This is a genomic window from Stenotrophomonas mori (genome assembly GCF_023556335.1).
GTDB classification, from domain to species: Bacteria; Pseudomonadota; Gammaproteobacteria; order Xanthomonadales; family Xanthomonadaceae; genus Stenotrophomonas; species Stenotrophomonas mori.
In genome coordinates, this window is sequence record NZ_JAIKTS010000004.1 from 74,179 (window position 1) to 90,946 (window position 16,768).

The following is a 16,768-nucleotide window of genomic DNA, read 5'->3' on the forward strand; positions in this document are numbered from 1 at the left end:
AGCCCGCACCGCGCCCTGCGGCTGGAGGCCTCGCCGGCCTTCCCCCGACCGTCGGCGCCGGGCGGCGCCCGCCAGACCTCATCGAACGGCCGCGCCCGGCGGGGACGCCACAGGGGGTTCCGCGGTGCGGGCACCGCAGGGCCCGGAAGGCCACGCACCTCCCAGCCCCCACGAAGGGCGCGGAGCCATCGGAAATCCGCCTGCCGGGCAAGCCCGGCACGGCAAGCGACGGCTCAGAAGGCCGGCAGCACGGCGCCCTGGTACTTCTGTTCGATGAAGGCCTTCACTTCCGGCCCGGTAAGCACCTTGGCCAGGGCCTGCACCCGGGCGTCGTCCTGGTTGTCCGTGCGCGCGACCAGGAAATTCACGTACGGCGAATCGCGGCTCTCGATGGCCAGCGCGTCCCGGGTCGGGTTCAGGCCGGCATCCAGCGCATAGTTGGTGTTGATCAGCGCCAGGTCGACCTGGTCCAGCACCCGCGGCAGCATCGCCGAATCCAGCTCGCGGAACGTCAGCCCCTTCGGGTTCTCGACGATGTCGCGCTGGGTGGACAGCGCATTGCCCGGGTCCTTCAGCCGGATGACCCCGGCCTTGTCCAGCAGGATCAGCGCGCGGCTGTTGTTGCTGGGGTCGTTGGGAATCACCACGTCGGCGCCGTCGGGCAGCGCGGCCAGCGCGGCATGGCGCCGCGAGTAGGCGCCGAACGGCTCGATGTGCACGCCGACCACGGTGACCAGGTCGGTCTTGCGGTCCCTGTTGTAGGCGTCCAGGTACGGCTCGGTCTGGAAGTAGTTGGCATCGACCTGCTTCTGCACCAGCTGGTCGTTGGGCTGCACGTAGTCGTTGAACACGCGCACGTCCAGCGTGATCCCCTCCTTCTCCAGGAGCGGCTTGGCGACGTCGAGGATCTCGGCGTGCGGCACCGCGCTGGCCGCGACCACCAGCTTCGAGGGATCGTCGGCGGGCTTGCCGCAGGCCGACAGCGCCAGCACGGCGGCGAACACGGGCAGGATAAGCAGTCTGTTCATGGAAATGGATTCCTGCGGGGGAAGGAGGGACGGCCTACCGTAGCAGGCGGCCGTGACAGGGCCCGGCAAGCCGTCAGCGACGGCTGTAGTACGCCACCAACCGGTCGCCCAGCATCTGCAGCAGCTGCACCAGTACCAGCAGCAGCACCACGGTGACCAGGGCCACGTCCGTATGCGAGCGCTGGTAGCCGTCGCGGAAGGCCAGGTCGCCAAGGCCGCCGGAACCGATCGCGCCGCCCATGGCGGTGAAGCCGACCAGCGCGATGATGGTGACCGTGGCCCCGGCGATGAGTCCGGGGCGCGCCTCCGGCAGCAGCACCTTGAACACCAGCTGCGCGGTGGTGGCGCCCATCGCCTGGCTGGCCTCGATCACGCCGCGGTCCACCTCGCGCAGCGCCGTCTCGACCAGCCGCGCGTAGAACGGCGCCGCGCCCACCACCAGCGGCAGGATCGCCCCGCGCACGCCCAGCGAGGTGCCCATCAGCGCCAGGGTGAGCGGGATCAGCACGATCATCAGGATGATGAACGGGACCGAGCGCAGCAGGTTCACCATCAGCGCCAGCACACCGTGGAGGAACGGCCGGCGGCGCAGCTGTGGCGAGCCGCTCAGGAACAACAGCACGCCCAGCGGCAGGCCGATGGCCAGGGTCAACGGCAGCGCGCCGGCCAGCATCAGCAGGGTATCGATGGTGGCCTGGCCGATGTCGGCCCACTTGCCGGCATCCAGGTGGCGGAAGAACCCGCCCGCGGTGGCGACGATCATCGGCGCAGCTCCTCCACATGCACCCCGGCCCCGGCGAATGCGGCCTGGGCGGCGTCCTGGTCGCCGCCGACCAGGGCGACGGTCAACTGCCCGTAGGGCGTGTCCTTGATCCGGTCGATGCGGCCGGACAGGATGTTGTAGTCCACCCCGGTCTGCCGTGCGATGTGGCCCAGCAGCGGTTCATAGGTATCCGCACCGAGGAAGGTCAGCCGCACGATGCGCCCGCCGACCGCGGCGAACCCGCGGTGCAGCTCCGCCGCGTCGACATGCTCGCTCTCGGACACGAAACGGCGCGTGGTCGGGTGCCGGGGATGCAGGAACACTTCGCTCACCGGCCCGCTCTCGACCAGCCGCCCGGCATCCAGCACCGCCACCCGGTCGCAGACGCGGCGGATCACGTCCATCTCGTGGGTGATCAGCACGATGGTCAGGCCCAGCTCGCGGTTGATCTTCGCCAGCAGCGCCAGCACCGAGGCGGTGGTCTGCGGGTCGAGCGCGCTGGTGGCCTCGTCGCACAGCAGGATCTTCGGCCCGGTGGCCAGCGCGCGGGCGATGCCCACGCGCTGCTTCTGCCCGCCGGACAGCTGCGCCGGGTACTGGCCCGCGTGCGCCTCCAGCCCGACGGTGTGCAGCAGCTCGGCCACCCGCGCCTGGACCTGCGCCTTCGGCGTCCCGGCCAGCTCCAGCGGGAAGGCGACGTTGCCCGCCACCGTACGCGCCGACAGCAGGTTGAAATGCTGGAAGATCATGCCGATCCGCCGCCGCAGCGTGCGCAGGCCCTCGGCGTCCAGCGCGGTCGCGTCCTGGCCGTCCACCCACACGCGGCCGCCGCTGGGCTCTTCCAGGCGGTTGATCAGGCGGATCAGCGTGGACTTGCCGGCACCGGAATGGCCGATGATGCCGAACACCTCGCCGGCCGCCACGGTCAGGTCGAGCGGATGCAGCGCGGTGACCTCGCGGCCGGCGACGGCATAGGTCTTGTGCAGGTTCTGGAACTCGATCACGGCCAGGGTATGGAGGGACGGACGGAAAGGCGGCAAGCCTAGCAGCGCCGCGGCCGCGGCGCGCGCACGGGCGGAAGGAATCTTATGCCTTTTGCTTCCATGCCGGCCGCCGCGCGCTCAGGGACGGTCGACCGGTTCGGGCCGGTGCGCGTGCTGGACCCGCTCGCGGTGCAGCAGGTAGAGCCCGCTGGCGACGATGATCGCGGCCCCGATCCAGGTCGCGCGGTCCGGCAGCACGCCCCACAGCAGCAGGTCCCAGCCGATCACCCAGACCAGGCCGCTGTACTCCAGCGGCGCGATCATCGAGGCCTCGCCCAGCTGGAACGCCCGCGTCAGGGCGATCTGGCCCAGTGCGCCGGTCAGGCCCATTCCCGCGATCAGCGGCACATGCGCGACCTGCAGCGGCACCCAGCCGGGAATCGCCAGCAGGCCGGCGCCGATGGCCATGATGACCAGGAACCAGACCACCATCGACTGCGAGCTATCGGTACGGGTCAGCAGGCTGACGGTGATCGCGGCGATGGCATAGGCGGTGGCGGCCACCAGCACCATCAGCCCCGGGATGGAGATGAACCCGTCCACCCCCGGGCGCAGGACCACGATCACCCCCAGCAGGCCGACGCCGATGGCCACCCAGCGCCGCGGCCCGACCCGCTCGCCGAGCAGCGGCACGGACAAGGCGGCGACCAGCAGCGGGGCGACGAAATAGATGCTGTACGCGGTGGACAGCGGCAGGTCGCGCAGGGCGAACACGAAGCAGCCGATCATCGTCATGCCCAGCGCCCCGCGCAGCAGGTGCAGGCCCCAGCGCACCGGCACCAGCGACCGCGGCCCGGCGGTGGCCAGCACCCACACCAGCACGAACGGCAGCGAGGCCGCGCCGCGCAGCATGGTCACCTGCAGGATCGGATAGCCGGCCGACAGCAGCTTCATGCCGGCGTCCATCAGCGAGAAGAAGGCGACGGCGGACAGCATCCACGCCACGGCGGCGGCGGGAGAGCGCGGAACGGGCGAGGGGGAAACGGGCATGGGCCGATTATCGCAGGCCGCGCCGGCGCCCGCCGCACGGCCACTATGCCCGTCCCCATCTTCCGCCGGGGCCTGGCGCCTGCCGGCCCTTTCCACCCTGCTTCGCTCCGTGGCCGCGCTGACCCTGTCCGCGGCCTGCACGACGGTCGCCACGCAGACGCCTTCGGCCACCGACCTGGCGCGGCTGGCCGGTTTCGCCCTCGGCCTGGAAGCGGCCGGGCGCTCTTCCGGCGGGGTGCTGGTCGCGCACGACGGCGAGGTGGTGATCGTGCTGTCCAACAAGGACGCCCCAGCCTGCCACGCGGCGGCCACCCTGCTGCATGCGCAGTGGAAGGACGCGCCCTGACGGCGGCGCCACGGGGCGATCGCCTAGAATGGCCGCTGTTTTCCCGCCAGGAGCCCTCCCATGCCTTCCTTCGACGTCGTGTCCGAAGTCGACAAGCACGAACTCACCAACGCCATCGACCAGGCCAACCGCGAGCTGTCCACGCGCTTCGACTTCAAGGGCGTGGACGCCCGCTTCGAGCAGGACGGCGAGGCGCTGATCAAGCTGTCGGCACCCAGTGATTTCCAGCTCAAGCAGATGGCCGACATCCTGCGCCAGCGGTTGTCCGCGCGCAGCATCGATGCACGCTGCATGGAATTCGGGGAGATCGAGAGCAACCTGGCCGGTGCGCGCCAGCAGGTCACGGTCAAGCAGGGCATCGAGCAGAAGCTGGCCAAGCAGATCGCCGCGAAGATCAAGGAATCCAAGATCAAGGTCGACACCCAGATCAACGGCGACAAGCTGCGCGTGAACGGCAAGAAGCGCGACGACCTGCAGGAGGTGATCGCGCTGTTGAAGAAGAGCGAGTTCGAACAGCCGCTGCAGTTCGACAACTTCCGCGACTGAGCCGGACGACGGCAGCCGATGCGGCTGCCACGGAACGCGCGCGGAGCCCGGCCGCGCGGAGGCGCCATCGCGGGCCCGCCGGGCCCACGACGGCGCCGGCCATCAGCCGATCTTGAGGATCGGCTTCAGGGTGATGCCCTTGGTGCTGTCCTCGGCGGCCTGGTTGATCTGCTCAAGCGGGTAGAAGCGCACCAGCTTGTCGAACGGGAAGCGCCCCTGCTGATACAGCTGCACCAGCTGCGGGATGAACACCTTGGGGACGCTGTCGCCCTCCACGATGCCGCGGATGCTGTGTCCCCCCATCAGCAGCTCGTTGATGTCGAACGCCGCCTTGGTGCCCATCCGGGGCGCGCCGACCACGCCCATCATGCCCCGCCCGCCCAGTGCCTGGATGCCCTGTTCCAGCACCTCGGCGCGGCCGGTGGACTCCAGCGCGAACGCGGCGCCGCCGCCGGTGATCCCGCGCACGGCCTCCACCACGTCCACCTCGCGGCTGTTGAGGGTGTGGGTGGCGCCCAGCTCCCTGGCCAGCTCCAGCCGCGAGGGCACCACGTCGATGGCGATGATGGTGGTGGCACCGGCCACGCGTGCGGCCATCACCGCGCTCAGGCCCACCGCGCCGGCCCCATAGGAGGCGAAGCTGCTGCCCGGCGTGACCTTGAGCGAGTTGATCACCGCGCCGGCACCGGTCTGGATGCCGCAGCCCAGCGGCCCCAGCAGCTCGAGCGGCGCATCCTCCGGCACCTTGACCGCATTGTTCTCGCGGCTCAGGGCATAGGTGGCGAACGAGGACTGGGCGAAGAAGTGGTCATGCAGCGGCTGGCCCTGCGGGTCCTGGAGGGCGGTGCTGCCGTCCAGCCCGCCCCCGCCGAAATTCAGGCCGTAGAAGTCCTTGCAGTAGGCCCCATGGCCACCACTGCAGGGATCACAGTGGCCGCAGGCACCGTAGGTCAGCACCACGTGGTCGCCCACCTCCAGGTCCTGCACCGCCGGGCCCACCGCCTCCACCACACCGGCCCCTTCATGGCCCAGCACCACCGGCAGCGGCACCGGATAGTACTGGTCACGCACGATCAGGTCGGTGTGGCACAGGCCGGTGGCGACCACCCGCACGAGCACCTCATCGCCCTTCGGACCGCGGATGCGGGCCGGCTCGATGTTGAAGGGCTGTTCCTTGGCGCGCACCACCGCTACGGTGATGTCGCGCAGTTCCGCGCTTGCACTCATGGTCTTCTCCTCGTCAAAGGGGGTAGGCCGGGGCCTCACCCTTGAGGGTGAGCCACTGCCACTGGGTGAATTCCTCGATGTTGGCCGGGCCACCGATACGGGCACCGTTGCCCGAGGCGCCGACCCCGCCAAACGGGTTGATGACCTCGTCGTTCACGGTCTGGTCGTTGATGTGCAGCAGGCCGGCATGCAGGCGCTCGCCCAGCTGCAGCGCGCGGCCGACGTTGCGGGAGACGATGCCCATCGACAGCCCGTATTCGCTGTCATTGGCCAGCGCCACGGCCTCGTCGTCGCTGTCGAACGGCACCACCACCGCCACCGGCGCGAAGATCTCTTCGTTGAACGCGGGGTTGCCGCGGTCCACCCCGCTCAGCACGGTCGGCTCGAAGAACAGCCCGTCGTAGCCGCCGCCGGCCTCCAGGGTGGCGCCTGCGGCCACGGCCTCGGCCACCACGCGCGCGGCATGGTCGCGTTGCCGGGCATCGATCAGCGGTCCCAGCGCGACGTCCGCGGCGGCCGGGTCGCCGACCCGCAGCGAACGCGCCTTGGCCACCAGCGTCTGCAGGAACCGCGGGTAGATGCTCCGCTGCACCAGCACGCGCCCGGTCGCCATGCAGATCTGGCCCTGGTGCAGGTAGGCGCCCCAGGCCGTATTGGCGACGGCCCGCTCCAGGTCGGCGTCGTCCAGCACGATCAGCGCGTTCTTGCCACCCAGCTCCAGCGACACCTTCTTCAGGTGCCGGCCGACGGTTTCGCCGACCTTGCGGCCGGCCGCGGTGGAGCCGGTGAACTGGATCATGGCCACGTGCGGATCGCTGGCCAGCGCCGCACCGGCGGCAGCGTCGCCGGGCAGGACATGCAGCAGGCCGGCCGGCAGGCCCGCCAGCTCGAACAGGCGGGCGATGGCCAGGCCGCCGCAGACCGCCGTGCGCGGGTCCGGCTTCACCACCACCGCATTGCCCAGCGCCAACGCCGGCGCCACCGCACGCATGGCCAGATAGAGAGGAAAGTTGAACGGCGAGATCACTCCCACCACGCCCAGCGGACGGCGACGCGCCAGGCTCAGCCGGCCGGGGCTGGACGGCAGCATCTCGCCGATGCTGCGCGACGGCAGCGCCGCCGCCTCGTGGAGTGCCTTGGCACTGATTTTCGCCTCGAACCCCGCCTTCAGCCGGGTCGAGCCGGACTCGCGCACCAGCCACTCGACGATGTCCGCGCCATGCTCCTCCGCCAGCTGCGCGGCGCGGCGCAATACCTGGGCACGGTCTTCATACGGCATGCCGGCCCAGTCGCGCTGCGCCCGGGCCGCCGCCGCGGCCGAACGCGCGACCTGCGCCGGATCGGCCGTCGCGATGCTGCCCAGCACCGTGCCGGTAGCCGGTTCCAGCACCGGTTGCACGCTGCTCCCGGCCTGCCAGCGGCCATCGAACAGCTTGCCTGCCCACAGTCCGGCAGGAAGAAAACCCGGTGTCACCATTGTCGAATGCTCCTTTGCGTCGTTCCTGCCGCCCGCGGATCCGCGTGCCGCGGCGTTGCCCGCCCGCCACCGGCCGTGTCCCCCGGGGCGGCAGCCGTGTCGGGGCGTCCCACCATGCGCGGTCTCCAGTTTGCGGACAGTGAACGGCGCCGCGATGACCGCGTGGCGGCGGCGCCCGGCGCCGGCCTCTACAATCGCCTGCCCAGCCCGCCCGCGTGCCCGCCATGACCGATACCGACGCCGACCCCATCGCCCTCACCCGCCACTGGCTGGAGAAGGCCGTCATCGGGCTGAACCTGTGCCCGTTCGCCAAGGCGGTGTACATCAAGCAACAGGTGCGCTTCGTGCTCAGCGACGCCACCACCCCGGAAGCCCTGCTGGAGCAGCTGGCCGAGGAGCTGCTGCGGCTGCGCGACACCCCCGCCGACCAGGTCGACACCACCCTGATCGTGCACCCGCGGGTCCTGGACGATTTCCTCGACTACAACGATTTCCTCGGCAGCGCCGAAGCGGCGGTGGAGGCCCTGGACCTGCAGGGGATCCTGCAGGTGGCCAGCTTCCACCCCCGCTACCAGTTCGCCGGCACCGCACCGGACGACGTGAGCAACTACACCAACCGCGCGCCCTATCCCATCCTGCACCTGCTGCGCGAGGACAGCGTGGAACGCGCGGTGGCGGCGTTCCCGGACCCGGACGTGATCGTCGAGCGCAACATCGCCACGCTGGACAGGCTGGGCGTGGAGGGCTGGAACAGGTTGCTGGCCGGGGAGTGATGCGCCTTCTCCGCCGGGGAAGCCCGGGCGGGGCATCGCCCCCGCCCTATACGGCAGGACGGATCGCTGCGGGTCCGTAGCGCCGGGCAGCGCCCGGCGGGGCCTGGCCGGCAATGCTCCGGCGGGGCGCCGCTCTACGCGGACAACAAGGGCTGCAGCAGTCCGCGCACGTCGTGCAGCGACCCGGCGATGGCGTGGCCCAGCGCACGCACGCCGGCATCCGGCTCCAGCAGGTCGGGCACCTGCACCACGGTCATTCCCGCGGCCAGCGCCGCACGCACGCCGGTGGGCGAATCCTCCAGCGCCAGGCAGTGCCGCGGGTCCACGCCCAGGCTGCGCGCGGCCAGCAGGTAGATGTCCGGCGCCGGCTTGGGATGGGCAACGTCGCTGCTGGTCGCCACATGCTCGAAATAGCCGAGCAGGCCGGCGCTTTCCAGCTTGCGCAGCGCCAGCGGACGCCGGGTGGAGGTCGCCACCGCACGCGGCACCCCATGCGCGGCGAGCAGCTCCAGCAGCTCGACGATGCCGGGCCGGTGCGGCACGCCGGCGGCGACCAGCACGTCGTACCGCGCATACGACGCCCGCAGCAGGCCGTCGACGGCGTCGGCGCCGATCTGTCCGGCGATGCGCTGCCGCGTGAGCGCATCGCTCGAACCGATCAGCGACAGCAGGAACGCCTGCGGCAGGTCGTGCCCGGCCTCGGCGCCCGCCTGCGCCAGGCAGCCGAGCAGCGCCCGCTCGCTGTCGAGCATCAGCCCGTCCATGTCGAAGATCACCGCCTGCGGCCGTACCGCTAGCTCCAGCCCCGCGGTCATCGCGCGTCTCCAAACAGCTGCTGCAGGTCGGCGGCGTCCAGCGGCCGCCACCGGCCCTCTTCCAGGTCCCCCAGCCGCAGCCCACCGACCGCGCGGCGGTGCAGCGCCTGGACATGGTTGCCGACCGCGGCGAACATCCGCCGCACCTGGTGGTAGCGGCCTTCGTGCAGGGTCAGCCGTGCCTGGCGCGGGCCCAGCACCTCGAGCTCGGCCGGCAGCAGCGGCCGGTCCTCCGACTCCAGCATCAGGCCGCCACTGGCGAAGGCCGCCGCCTCGTCGCCGCGCAGGTCCTGCGCCAGCTGCGCGTCGTAGACCTTGTCCAGGCGCGATTTCGGCGACACGATCCGGTGCAGCAGCGCGCCGTCGTCGGTCATCAGCAGCAGGCCGCTGGTGTCGCGGTCCAGCCGCCCCACCGTCGACAGCAGCGGCGAACGCCCGCGGAAGCGCGGCGGCAGCAGGTCGTAGACCAGCCGCCCCTGGTCCTTGGTCGAACAGGTGTAGCCGGCCGGCTTGTGCAGCATCAGGACCAGGCCCGGCGGCGGGTCCAGCGGCTCGCCGTCGATGCGGATGGCGTCGTGGCCGACCGTGTCGTCGGCGTACAGCACCTCACCGCCGGCATCGGTCACGCGCCCTTCGCGGAACAGCCACTGCACCTGCTTGCGGCTGCCATAGCCAAGATTGGCGATGTGCTTGACCAGCTTCACGGGCGCCCACCGCGGATGCCGACGATCGCCTTGAAGCCGTCGCGCTCGGCCGCTACCCGCACCTCCCCGAAATGCGCGCTGAGGATCTGCTCGTAGGGCAGGTGCCGGTTGGCGACCAGGAACAGCCGCCCTCCGGGGCGCAGCGCCTGCGCCGCCACCGCGATGAAGCGCTGGCCGATGTCCGGCCGGTCCTGCCGCGCGGGCGTATGGAACGGTGGATTGCAGACGACGAAGTCGTAGCGGCCGTCGATGCCGGCGGTGACGTCGTGCCAGTGGAAGGCCAGCCGTGCGCGCTGGCCGGCCAGGTTGTCACGGGCCAGCGCCAGGGCGCGGGCGTCGGCTTCGTACAGGTCCAGCCCGGCGACCTGCGGGCAACGCGCCAGCACCTCGGCGGACAGGTAGCCCCAGCCGGCGCCCAGGTCGGCTCCCTGCCCGGCCAGGTCGGCCGGCAACTGCTCCGCCAACAGCGCCGAGGCCGGGTCGATGCGGTCCCAGGCGAACACGCCGGGGCGGCTGCGGAAGCGCCCGTCCAGGATCGGACGCGGCGCATCCAGTGCCGCCCAGCGGGTCCGCAGGGCCTCGTCGTGGCCGCCATCGAGCGGCCCGGTCCAGAACGCACGGCAATGGTGCTTGGTCAACTTGCCCCCCAGGCCGGCCAGCTGCTGCAGGTCGCCTTCGCCCGAGCGCGCGCCCTCGTTGTTGGCCTGGCAGGCGAGCAGCACACCGCCCGGCGCCACCCGTGCCAACGCCCGCGCCAGCAGCGCGCGGGCCTCGTCGCGCTGCCGCGGGGGCAGCGCCAGCACCAGCGGGAAACGGTCGTCGGACGCCTCCAAATCGGCTTCCTCGCGCAGTGTCCAGCCGCCGTCCTCCAGGGCCTGCGCGAACGGCCGGAAGCCCTGCACGCAGACCAGCCGGGCGGCCGCGGCATGGGTGCGCAGCGCCCAGCCCTCGCGCGCGCGCAGGAACAGCACCGGCGCCTGCGGCCAGGCCAGCGCGCCGCTGGCGAAGGGAAGGAACAGCGTCTGCAGGGGAGCGTCTTGGGAAGCGGCCATCGCGGTACGGGCGGCGGGACAGGGCCGGCCATTCTAGCGACCCGCGCAGGTGCCCGGGCTCAACCGGCCATGCACGCCTGGCGTATCGCGCCGACCAGCTGGGCCACGCTGTAGGGCTTGGTCACATGGTTCTGGAAGCCCGCCGCGATCGCCCGGCGGCGGTCGTCGTCGCGCGCCAGTGCGGTCACCGCCACCGCCGGCAGCTCCCCCGCGGACACGCCCAGGGTCTCGCGCAGCGTGCGCACCAGGCCATAGCCGTCCATGCCGGGCATGCCGATATCGCTGACCAGCACGTCGAATCCCTCCGCGCCGCGCAGGTCCAGCTGCTCCAGCGCCTCGGCCGCGGACACCGCCGCCACCACCCGTGCGCCCTGCTCTTCCAGCACGCGACGGAGATAGGCCAGCACCTCCGGCTGGTCCTCCACCGCCAGGATGCGCAGGCCGGCCAGGGACTGCGCGGCCACGACCTGGATCCCCGGTGTCGGCCGCCGCACCGCGCGGCGCGGGTTGTCGGCACTCTGCGCGCGGTAGGCCGGCAGGCGCATGCGGAACGTCGCGCCGTGCCCGGCCCCAGGGCTTTCGGCGGTCACCGAGCCGCCATGCAGTTCGGCCAGCTGCTGCACGATCGCCAGCCCCAGGCCGAGCCCGCCGTGCCGGCGCGTGGTGGTGCTGTCGGCCTGGCTGAAACGGCTGAACAGGTGCGCCAGGAATTCCGGTGCGATGCCGTCGCCGTTGTCGCGCACGTCCACCACGTAGTGCGCCCGGTCGCGCCACAGCAGCACATCCACTTCCCCGTGGGCCGGCGTGAACTTGATCGCATTGGACAGCAGGTTCCACAGCACCTGCTGCAGCCGGGTGGCGTCGCCCAGCACCAGGCAGGGCGAGGATGGCACGGCCACCCGCAACGCCTGCGACTTCTCCTGCGCGACCAGTTCCTGCAGGCGCACGGCTTCGTGGACCTGCTCGGCGAGGTCCACCACCTCCGCCTCCAGCTGCACCTTGCCGAGCAGCATGCTGCTCAGGTCGAGCATGTCCGAGATCAGCCGCTTCTGCGCCATCGCGCTGCTGGCGATCACCTCCACCCCGCGACGCATCGGGTGCTCGGCCTCCATCCGCTGCAGCAGCAGTTCGCTCCAGCCCAGGATGGTGGTCAACGGCGTGCGCAGCTCGTGCGACAGCGTGGCCAGGAACTCGTCCTTCATCCGGGTGGTGGCCTCGGCGGCATTGCGCGCGGCGCGCTCGGCCTCGAGCAGCTCCTCGCGGCCCATGTCGATCTCGCGGCGCTCGGTGACGTCCGGACTGTTGCCGGCAAGACCGACGAACCGGCCGTCGGCGGCAAAACGCGGAACCGCGTTCATCTCCAGCCAGCGCCATTGCCCGTCGTGGCGGCGCAGGCGTGCGTTCACATGCAGCTCGCTCTCGTTCTTCAGCGCCTCGTCCAGCGCGTACTCGAACACCTTCAGGTCCGCCGGATGCAGCAGCGAGACCCACCAGCGCGGCCCGAACGGCTGCTCGGCGCCAAGCCCGAAGAAGCTGCCGAAGGCACTGTTGACGAAGCGCACCCGGCCCAGGTCGTCCAGCACCCATACCGGCATCGGCAGGCCGTCGGCCAGCGCACTGAAGCGCGCCTCGCTCTCGGCCAGATCGGTCTCGACCTGCTTGCGCAGCGAGATGTCGAAGAACAACACCGCGACCCGCCGCTCCGGCGCCGGCCCCAGCCGCACCGCCTCCACCGAATACCAGCGCCCGAGCTGCGGCAGGTAGCGCTCGAACTGCGCCGGGACGCCCTCGTTCACCACCCGGCCGAATACCCGGAACCAGTAGTCGTCCAGCCCCGGCAACACCTCGGTGGCCCTGCGCCCGACCACACCGGACAACCCGGTGATGCGCTCGAAGGCCGCGTTGACCTTCCAGTGGATGAAATCCACCGCGCAGGCCTGCTCGAACAGCACTTCGATCACGCAGAACCCGGTACCCACCGCCTCGAACACTTCCTGGTACAGCGGCAGGCTATCCAGCGCACCGCCCTCCGGCGTCGACATGGGGATGGTGGGGGTCGGCTGCATGGACAAGGCGTTGGCGGGGCGTGTCGGCACGGCGTCGTGTTCCATCAGTCTGTTCGGCAGTGTATCCACACGGTGTGATGATGAATCGACCGCAACGGTCATCGCCCGGCGGCGGAAAACACGGTTGCCGACGGCGGCCGGCGCCCCCACACTGCTGACGACGCCCGTCCGCGGAGGTTCCCCATGAAGACCCCGATTACCGCCGCCCTGGTGCTTGCCTGCCTGCTGGCAGCCGGCACCGCGCACGCACGCCCCGGCAACAATGTCGCCGATCCACAGGCCGCCCGCGCCCTGCCTGCCGACGGGCCGGTGCAGGTGCAGTGGAACGATCCGTCCGGGTTCGCCGAGCTGCGCCAGAGCCGCAACCGCTGGGAGGCCCAGCGTGGCGACTGGGTCGTGAAGCTGGCCGAGCACCTGCGCAAGCAGGCCGCGCGCGAGCTGCCCGGCGACCAGCAGCTGGCCGTCACCCTCACCGACATCAAGCGCGCCGGCGACTACGAGCCGTGGCATGGCACGCGCCTGGACGATGTGCGCTTCATGCGCGACATCTACCCGCCGCGGATCAGCCTGCAGTTCACCCTCACCGACGCGCAGGGCCAGGTGATCGACCAGGGCGAGCGCAAGCTGGTGGACAACGCCTACCTGTACGGCCCCACCCGCCTGTCCGATACCGACCCGCTGCGCTATGAGAAGCGCCTGCTCGACGACTGGCTGCGCCGCGAACTGCGCCAGGACCGCAGCACCGCCGGACTCTGATCGCCGCGCGGCATCGTCGCTGGAACAGGAAAGGGCCGCATCCGCGGCCCTTTTCCGTTCCTGTTCCCGCTTCCTTTTCCGTCAGGACGGCTGCTGCTGCAGGTAGACCCGCGGCGTGCGCTTGAGGCTGCACGGCAGCCGGTAGGCGCTGGTGTTGCAGCGTGGCGCCAGCTCGGACAGGGTCGGCGAGTCTCCCCACAGCTGGACCAGGCTGCCCACGCCGGCACGCGGATGGTCGGTGAGGTCCACGGTGAGCATGTCCATCGACACCCGGCCGATCAGCGCACCGTCCACGCCGTCGATCAGCACCGGCGTGCCGTTCGGGGCGAACTGCGGGTAGCCATCGGCATAGCCCATGGCCACCACGCCGACCCGCGTCGGCCGCGGTGCGACGAACCGCGCGCCATAGCCCAGCGGTTCGCCGGTGGCGATCTCGCGCACCGCGATCACCCGCGACTGCAGGGTCATCACCGGACGCAGCTCGCCGGCATGGGGACCGGCCTGCGGATACAGCGGATCGGCGCCGTAGAGCATCAGCCCCGGCCGTACCCAGTCGCTGCGCAGCTGTGGCCAGCCCAGCAGTGCCGGTGAATTGCACAGGCTGGTCTCGCCCTCCAGGCCCGCGATGGCGCGCTCGAACATCGCCAACTGCTCCAGCGTGCGCGGGCTGTCCAGTTCGTCGGCGCGCGCCAGGTGGCTCATCAGCACCATCGGTGCAACCTGCGGCAACGCCGACAGCCGCGCATGGGCCGCACGGAACTCCTCCAGGGTCAGGCCCAGGCGGTGCATGCCGCTGTCCAGCTTCAACCACAGCTGCAGCGGCGCGGCGCTCACGAACGCCGCGATGGCCTCCACCTGCCAGGGCGAGGCCACCGCGGTCCACAGATCGTGCTCGACGATCAGCGGCAGCTCGGCGGCATCGAAGAAGCCCTCCAGCAGCAGGATCGGCCGGGTGATGCCGGCGCGGCGCAGCTCCAGCGCTTCCTCGATGCAGGCCACGCCGAACCCGTCGGCGTCCTGCTCCAGCGCGCGCGCGCAGGCGACCGCGCCATGCCCGTAGGCATCGGCCTTGATCACCGCCAGCGCCTTGCCGCCGCCCAACTTCCGCGCCAGCCGGTAGTTGTGGCGCAGCGCCTCCAGGTCGATCAGTGCCTGTGCCGGGCGCATCAGCGCACCCCGCTGCCGCCGTAGCGGAAGATGTCCAGGCCCTCGCTGCTGATCTGCGGCGTCCTGCCGTCGATCAGGTCGGCCAGGTAGCGGCCGGACCCGGCGGCCATGGTCCAGCCCAGGGTCCCATGGCCGGTGTTGAGGAACAGGTTGCGGCAGGGCGTGGCACCGATGACCGGCGTGCCGTCCGGCGTGGCCGGGCGCAGGCCGGCCCAGAACTCGGCGCGCGACAGGTCGCCGCCCTGCGGGAACAGGTCGTTGACCACTTTCTCCAGCGTCACCCGGCGGCGCGGGTCCAGCGACAGGTCGTAGCCGGTCACCTCGGCCATGCCGCCGACCCGGATGCGGTCCTCGAAGCGGGTCACCGCCACCTTGTAGCTCTCGTCCAGGATGGTCGAGGTCGGCGCCATCGCCGCATCGGTGATCGGCAGGGTCAGCGAATACCCCTTGAGCGGGTACACCGGCAGGCGCATGCCCAGCGGTGCCAGCAAGCGCGAGGAATGGCTGCCCAGGGCCACCACGTAGCGGTCGGCGGTCTCCACCGTGTCGCCGATGCGCACCCCGGTGATGCGGTCGCCGTCGCGCTGCAGCCCGGTCACGGTCTGCCCGAAGCGGAACTCGACACCGGCCGCGGCCGCCAGGGCCGCCAGCTTGCGGGTGAACAGCTGGCAGTCGCCGGTCTGGTCTTCCGGCAGCCGCAGGGCCCCGACCAGGCTGTCGGCCTTGCTCGCCAGCGCCGGCTCCACCCGCACGATGCCCTGGCGGTCCAGCACTTCGTAGGGCACGCCGTACTGCCGCAGCACCTCGATGTCCTGGGCCGCGGCATCGAGCTGCTGCTGGGTCCGGAACAGCTGGGTGGTGCCCAGGCGGCGGCCTTCGTAGTCGATGCCGGTGGCCGCGCGCAGCTCGTTGATGCAGTCGCGGCTGTAGTCGGACATCCGCACCATGCGCGCCTTGTTGACCGCGTAGCGGCCGGCGGTGCAGTTGCGCAGCATCTGCCACAGCCAGCGGTACTGGGCCAGGTCGGCGGTGGGGCGGATCGCCAGCGGCGCATGTTCCTGGAACAGCCACTTGACCGCCTTCAGCGGCACGCCCGGCGCCGCCCACGGCGAGGTGTACCCGAAGGACAGCTGGCCGGCGTTGGCGAAACTGGTCTCCAGCGCGGGACCCGGCTCGCGGTCCACGACCGTCACCTCATGCCCTGCCTGTCGCAGGTACCAGGCACTGGTCGTGCCGATCACACCACTGCCGAGTATCAGAACCCGCATCGTCTACTCCCCGAACCGGCCCGCCGACGGTCCGTGCGCAGCAGGCGCATCGGCAGGCTTGGACTGCATCAATTCCCTGCCCTTCTCCGGGCAGGCACCATGAACGATGCAGTATATTCGGTTAATGCCAGTGCTTTTACCTTTATTGTCCGGCAAAACAGGGTAATCTCTCATGTCCTTCACATAACGCCAGAGTGCCATGGCCGCCCGCAGCCGCGAACTGGACAAGATCGACCGCAAGATCCTGCGCGTCCTGCAGTCCGAGGGGCGCATCTCCTTCACCGAGCTGGGCGAGCGCATCGGCCTGTCCACCACGCCCTGCACCGAGCGCGTGCGCCGGCTGGAGCGCGAGGGGGTGATCACCGGCTACTACGCGCGGCTCGACCCGCACTACGTGAAGGCCGGGCTGCTGGTGTTCGTGGAGATCAGCCTGGCCTACAAGTCCGGGGACATCTTCGAGGAGTTCCGGCGCGCGGCGGTCAAGCTGCCCAATGTCCTGGAATGCCACCTGGTGTCGGGCGACTTCGACTACCTGCTCAAGGCCCGCATCAGCGAGATGGCCTCCTACCGCAAGCTGCTCGGCAGCACCCTGCTGAGCCTGCCGCATGTGCGCGAGTCCAAGAGCTACATCGTGATGGAAGAGGTCAAGGAGACCCTGTACCTGCCCATCGCCGAGTAGCCGTGCCGCACGGCGCCATGTCGCGGCTTTCGGGCAATGCCCGTGTCGCGCGGCCAGGCGCTGCGCAG

General features: G+C 70.9%; 17 protein-coding genes. 5 read left to right on the top strand and 12 right to left on the bottom strand.

Features of this window, described 5'->3' with window-relative positions; all coding sequences use genetic code 11:
- Positions 1-233 precede the first annotated feature (233 nt).
- The 4 genes from K5L01_RS11645 to K5L01_RS11660 all read right to left on the bottom strand — a co-directional run bounded on the left by K5L01_RS11645 (position 234) and on the right by K5L01_RS11660 (position 3,824).
- Complete coding sequence (locus K5L01_RS11645; protein WP_250064676.1) at positions 234-1,028, bottom strand: MetQ/NlpA family ABC transporter substrate-binding protein; 795 nt, start codon at positions 1,026-1,028, stop codon at positions 234-236.
- A 73-nt stretch (positions 1,029-1,101) separates the two neighbouring features.
- Positions 1,102-1,791, bottom strand: coding sequence for a methionine ABC transporter permease (locus K5L01_RS11650; RefSeq protein ID WP_250064677.1), 690 nt, complete (start codon positions 1,789-1,791; stop codon positions 1,102-1,104).
- Complete coding sequence (locus K5L01_RS11655; protein ID WP_250064678.1) at positions 1,788-2,795, bottom strand: methionine ABC transporter ATP-binding protein; 1,008 nt, start codon at positions 2,793-2,795, stop codon at positions 1,788-1,790. Before K5L01_RS11655 ends, K5L01_RS11650 begins: the two co-directional genes overlap by 4 nt.
- A 117-nt stretch (positions 2,796-2,912) precedes the next feature.
- Positions 2,913-3,824 (bottom strand): DMT family transporter, encoded by a 912-nt coding sequence (locus tag K5L01_RS11660; RefSeq protein WP_250064679.1) that lies wholly within the window; start codon positions 3,822-3,824, stop codon positions 2,913-2,915.
- A gap of 109 nt (positions 3,825-3,933) precedes the next feature.
- On the opposite strand from K5L01_RS11660, the gene K5L01_RS11665 reads away from it, so the two are divergent.
- Entirely contained in the window at positions 3,934-4,170 is a 237-nt protein-coding gene (locus tag K5L01_RS11665; RefSeq protein WP_250064680.1) for a hypothetical protein, read from the top strand.
- Between the two features lie 60 nt (positions 4,171-4,230).
- A complete protein-coding gene (locus tag K5L01_RS11670; protein ID WP_250064681.1) occupies positions 4,231-4,716 on the top strand; it encodes a YajQ family cyclic di-GMP-binding protein in 486 nt (161 codons plus the stop codon).
- 102 nt (positions 4,717-4,818) lie between these two features.
- Here the strand turns inward: K5L01_RS11670 and K5L01_RS11675 are convergent, their stop codons facing one another.
- A complete protein-coding gene (locus K5L01_RS11675; RefSeq protein ID WP_250064682.1) occupies positions 4,819-5,943 on the bottom strand; it encodes an NAD(P)-dependent alcohol dehydrogenase in 1,125 nt (374 codons plus the stop codon).
- A 13-nt stretch (positions 5,944-5,956) separates the two neighbouring features.
- Positions 5,957-7,420 (bottom strand): benzaldehyde dehydrogenase, encoded by a 1,464-nt coding sequence (locus K5L01_RS11680; protein ID WP_250064683.1) that lies wholly within the window; start codon positions 7,418-7,420, stop codon positions 5,957-5,959.
- Positions 7,421-7,644: 224 nt separating this feature from the next.
- Between K5L01_RS11680 and K5L01_RS11685 the strand changes: the two genes are divergently transcribed.
- Positions 7,645-8,193 carry a DUF1415 domain-containing protein gene (locus K5L01_RS11685; RefSeq protein WP_250064684.1) on the top strand — a complete coding sequence of 183 codons (549 nt, stop codon included), beginning with the start codon at positions 7,645-7,647 and terminating at the stop codon, positions 8,191-8,193.
- 134 nt (positions 8,194-8,327) lie between these two features.
- Here the strand turns inward: K5L01_RS11685 and K5L01_RS11690 are convergent, their stop codons facing one another.
- From K5L01_RS11690 to K5L01_RS11705, 4 genes are read right to left on the bottom strand one after another with little or no spacing between them, the layout of a single operon-like run.
- Complete coding sequence (locus K5L01_RS11690) at positions 8,328-9,008, bottom strand: HAD family hydrolase (protein WP_250064685.1); 681 nt, start codon at positions 9,006-9,008, stop codon at positions 8,328-8,330.
- Positions 9,005-9,712 carry a pseudouridine synthase gene (locus tag K5L01_RS11695; protein WP_250064686.1) on the bottom strand — a complete coding sequence of 236 codons (708 nt, stop codon included), beginning with the start codon at positions 9,710-9,712 and terminating at the stop codon, positions 9,005-9,007. Before K5L01_RS11695 ends, K5L01_RS11690 begins: the two co-directional genes overlap by 4 nt.
- The gene (locus tag K5L01_RS11700; protein ID WP_250064687.1) at positions 9,709-10,764 is read right to left on the bottom strand and encodes a class I SAM-dependent methyltransferase; all 1,056 of its coding nucleotides are present in this window, start codon (positions 10,762-10,764) and stop codon (positions 9,709-9,711) included. Before K5L01_RS11700 ends, K5L01_RS11695 begins: the two co-directional genes overlap by 4 nt.
- 59 nt (positions 10,765-10,823) lie before the next feature.
- A complete protein-coding gene (locus K5L01_RS11705) occupies positions 10,824-12,806 on the bottom strand; it encodes an ATP-binding response regulator (protein ID WP_250064972.1) in 1,983 nt (660 codons plus the stop codon).
- Positions 12,807-13,013: 207 nt separating this feature from the next.
- Here K5L01_RS11705 and K5L01_RS11710 point away from each other — a divergent pair, with 207 nt between their 5' ends.
- On the top strand, positions 13,014-13,586 hold the full coding sequence (locus K5L01_RS11710; protein ID WP_250064688.1) for a DUF3016 domain-containing protein: 573 nt from the start codon (positions 13,014-13,016) through the stop codon (positions 13,584-13,586).
- Between the two features lie 81 nt (positions 13,587-13,667).
- Here the strand turns inward: K5L01_RS11710 and alr are convergent, their stop codons facing one another.
- Positions 13,668-14,753, bottom strand: a complete 1,086-nt coding sequence (gene alr / locus K5L01_RS11715; RefSeq protein ID WP_250064689.1) for an alanine racemase — start codon at positions 14,751-14,753, stop codon at positions 13,668-13,670.
- Positions 14,753-16,021: a D-amino acid dehydrogenase gene (locus K5L01_RS11720; RefSeq protein ID WP_250064690.1), complete on the bottom strand. Its 1,269-nt coding sequence runs from the start codon at positions 16,019-16,021 to the stop codon at positions 14,753-14,755. Before K5L01_RS11720 ends, alr begins: the two co-directional genes overlap by 1 nt.
- 199 nt (positions 16,022-16,220) lie before the next feature.
- On the opposite strand from K5L01_RS11720, the gene K5L01_RS11725 reads away from it, so the two are divergent.
- Positions 16,221-16,700, top strand: a complete 480-nt coding sequence (locus K5L01_RS11725; protein WP_250064691.1) for a winged helix-turn-helix transcriptional regulator — start codon at positions 16,221-16,223, stop codon at positions 16,698-16,700.
- Positions 16,701-16,768: the final 68 nt, after the last annotated feature.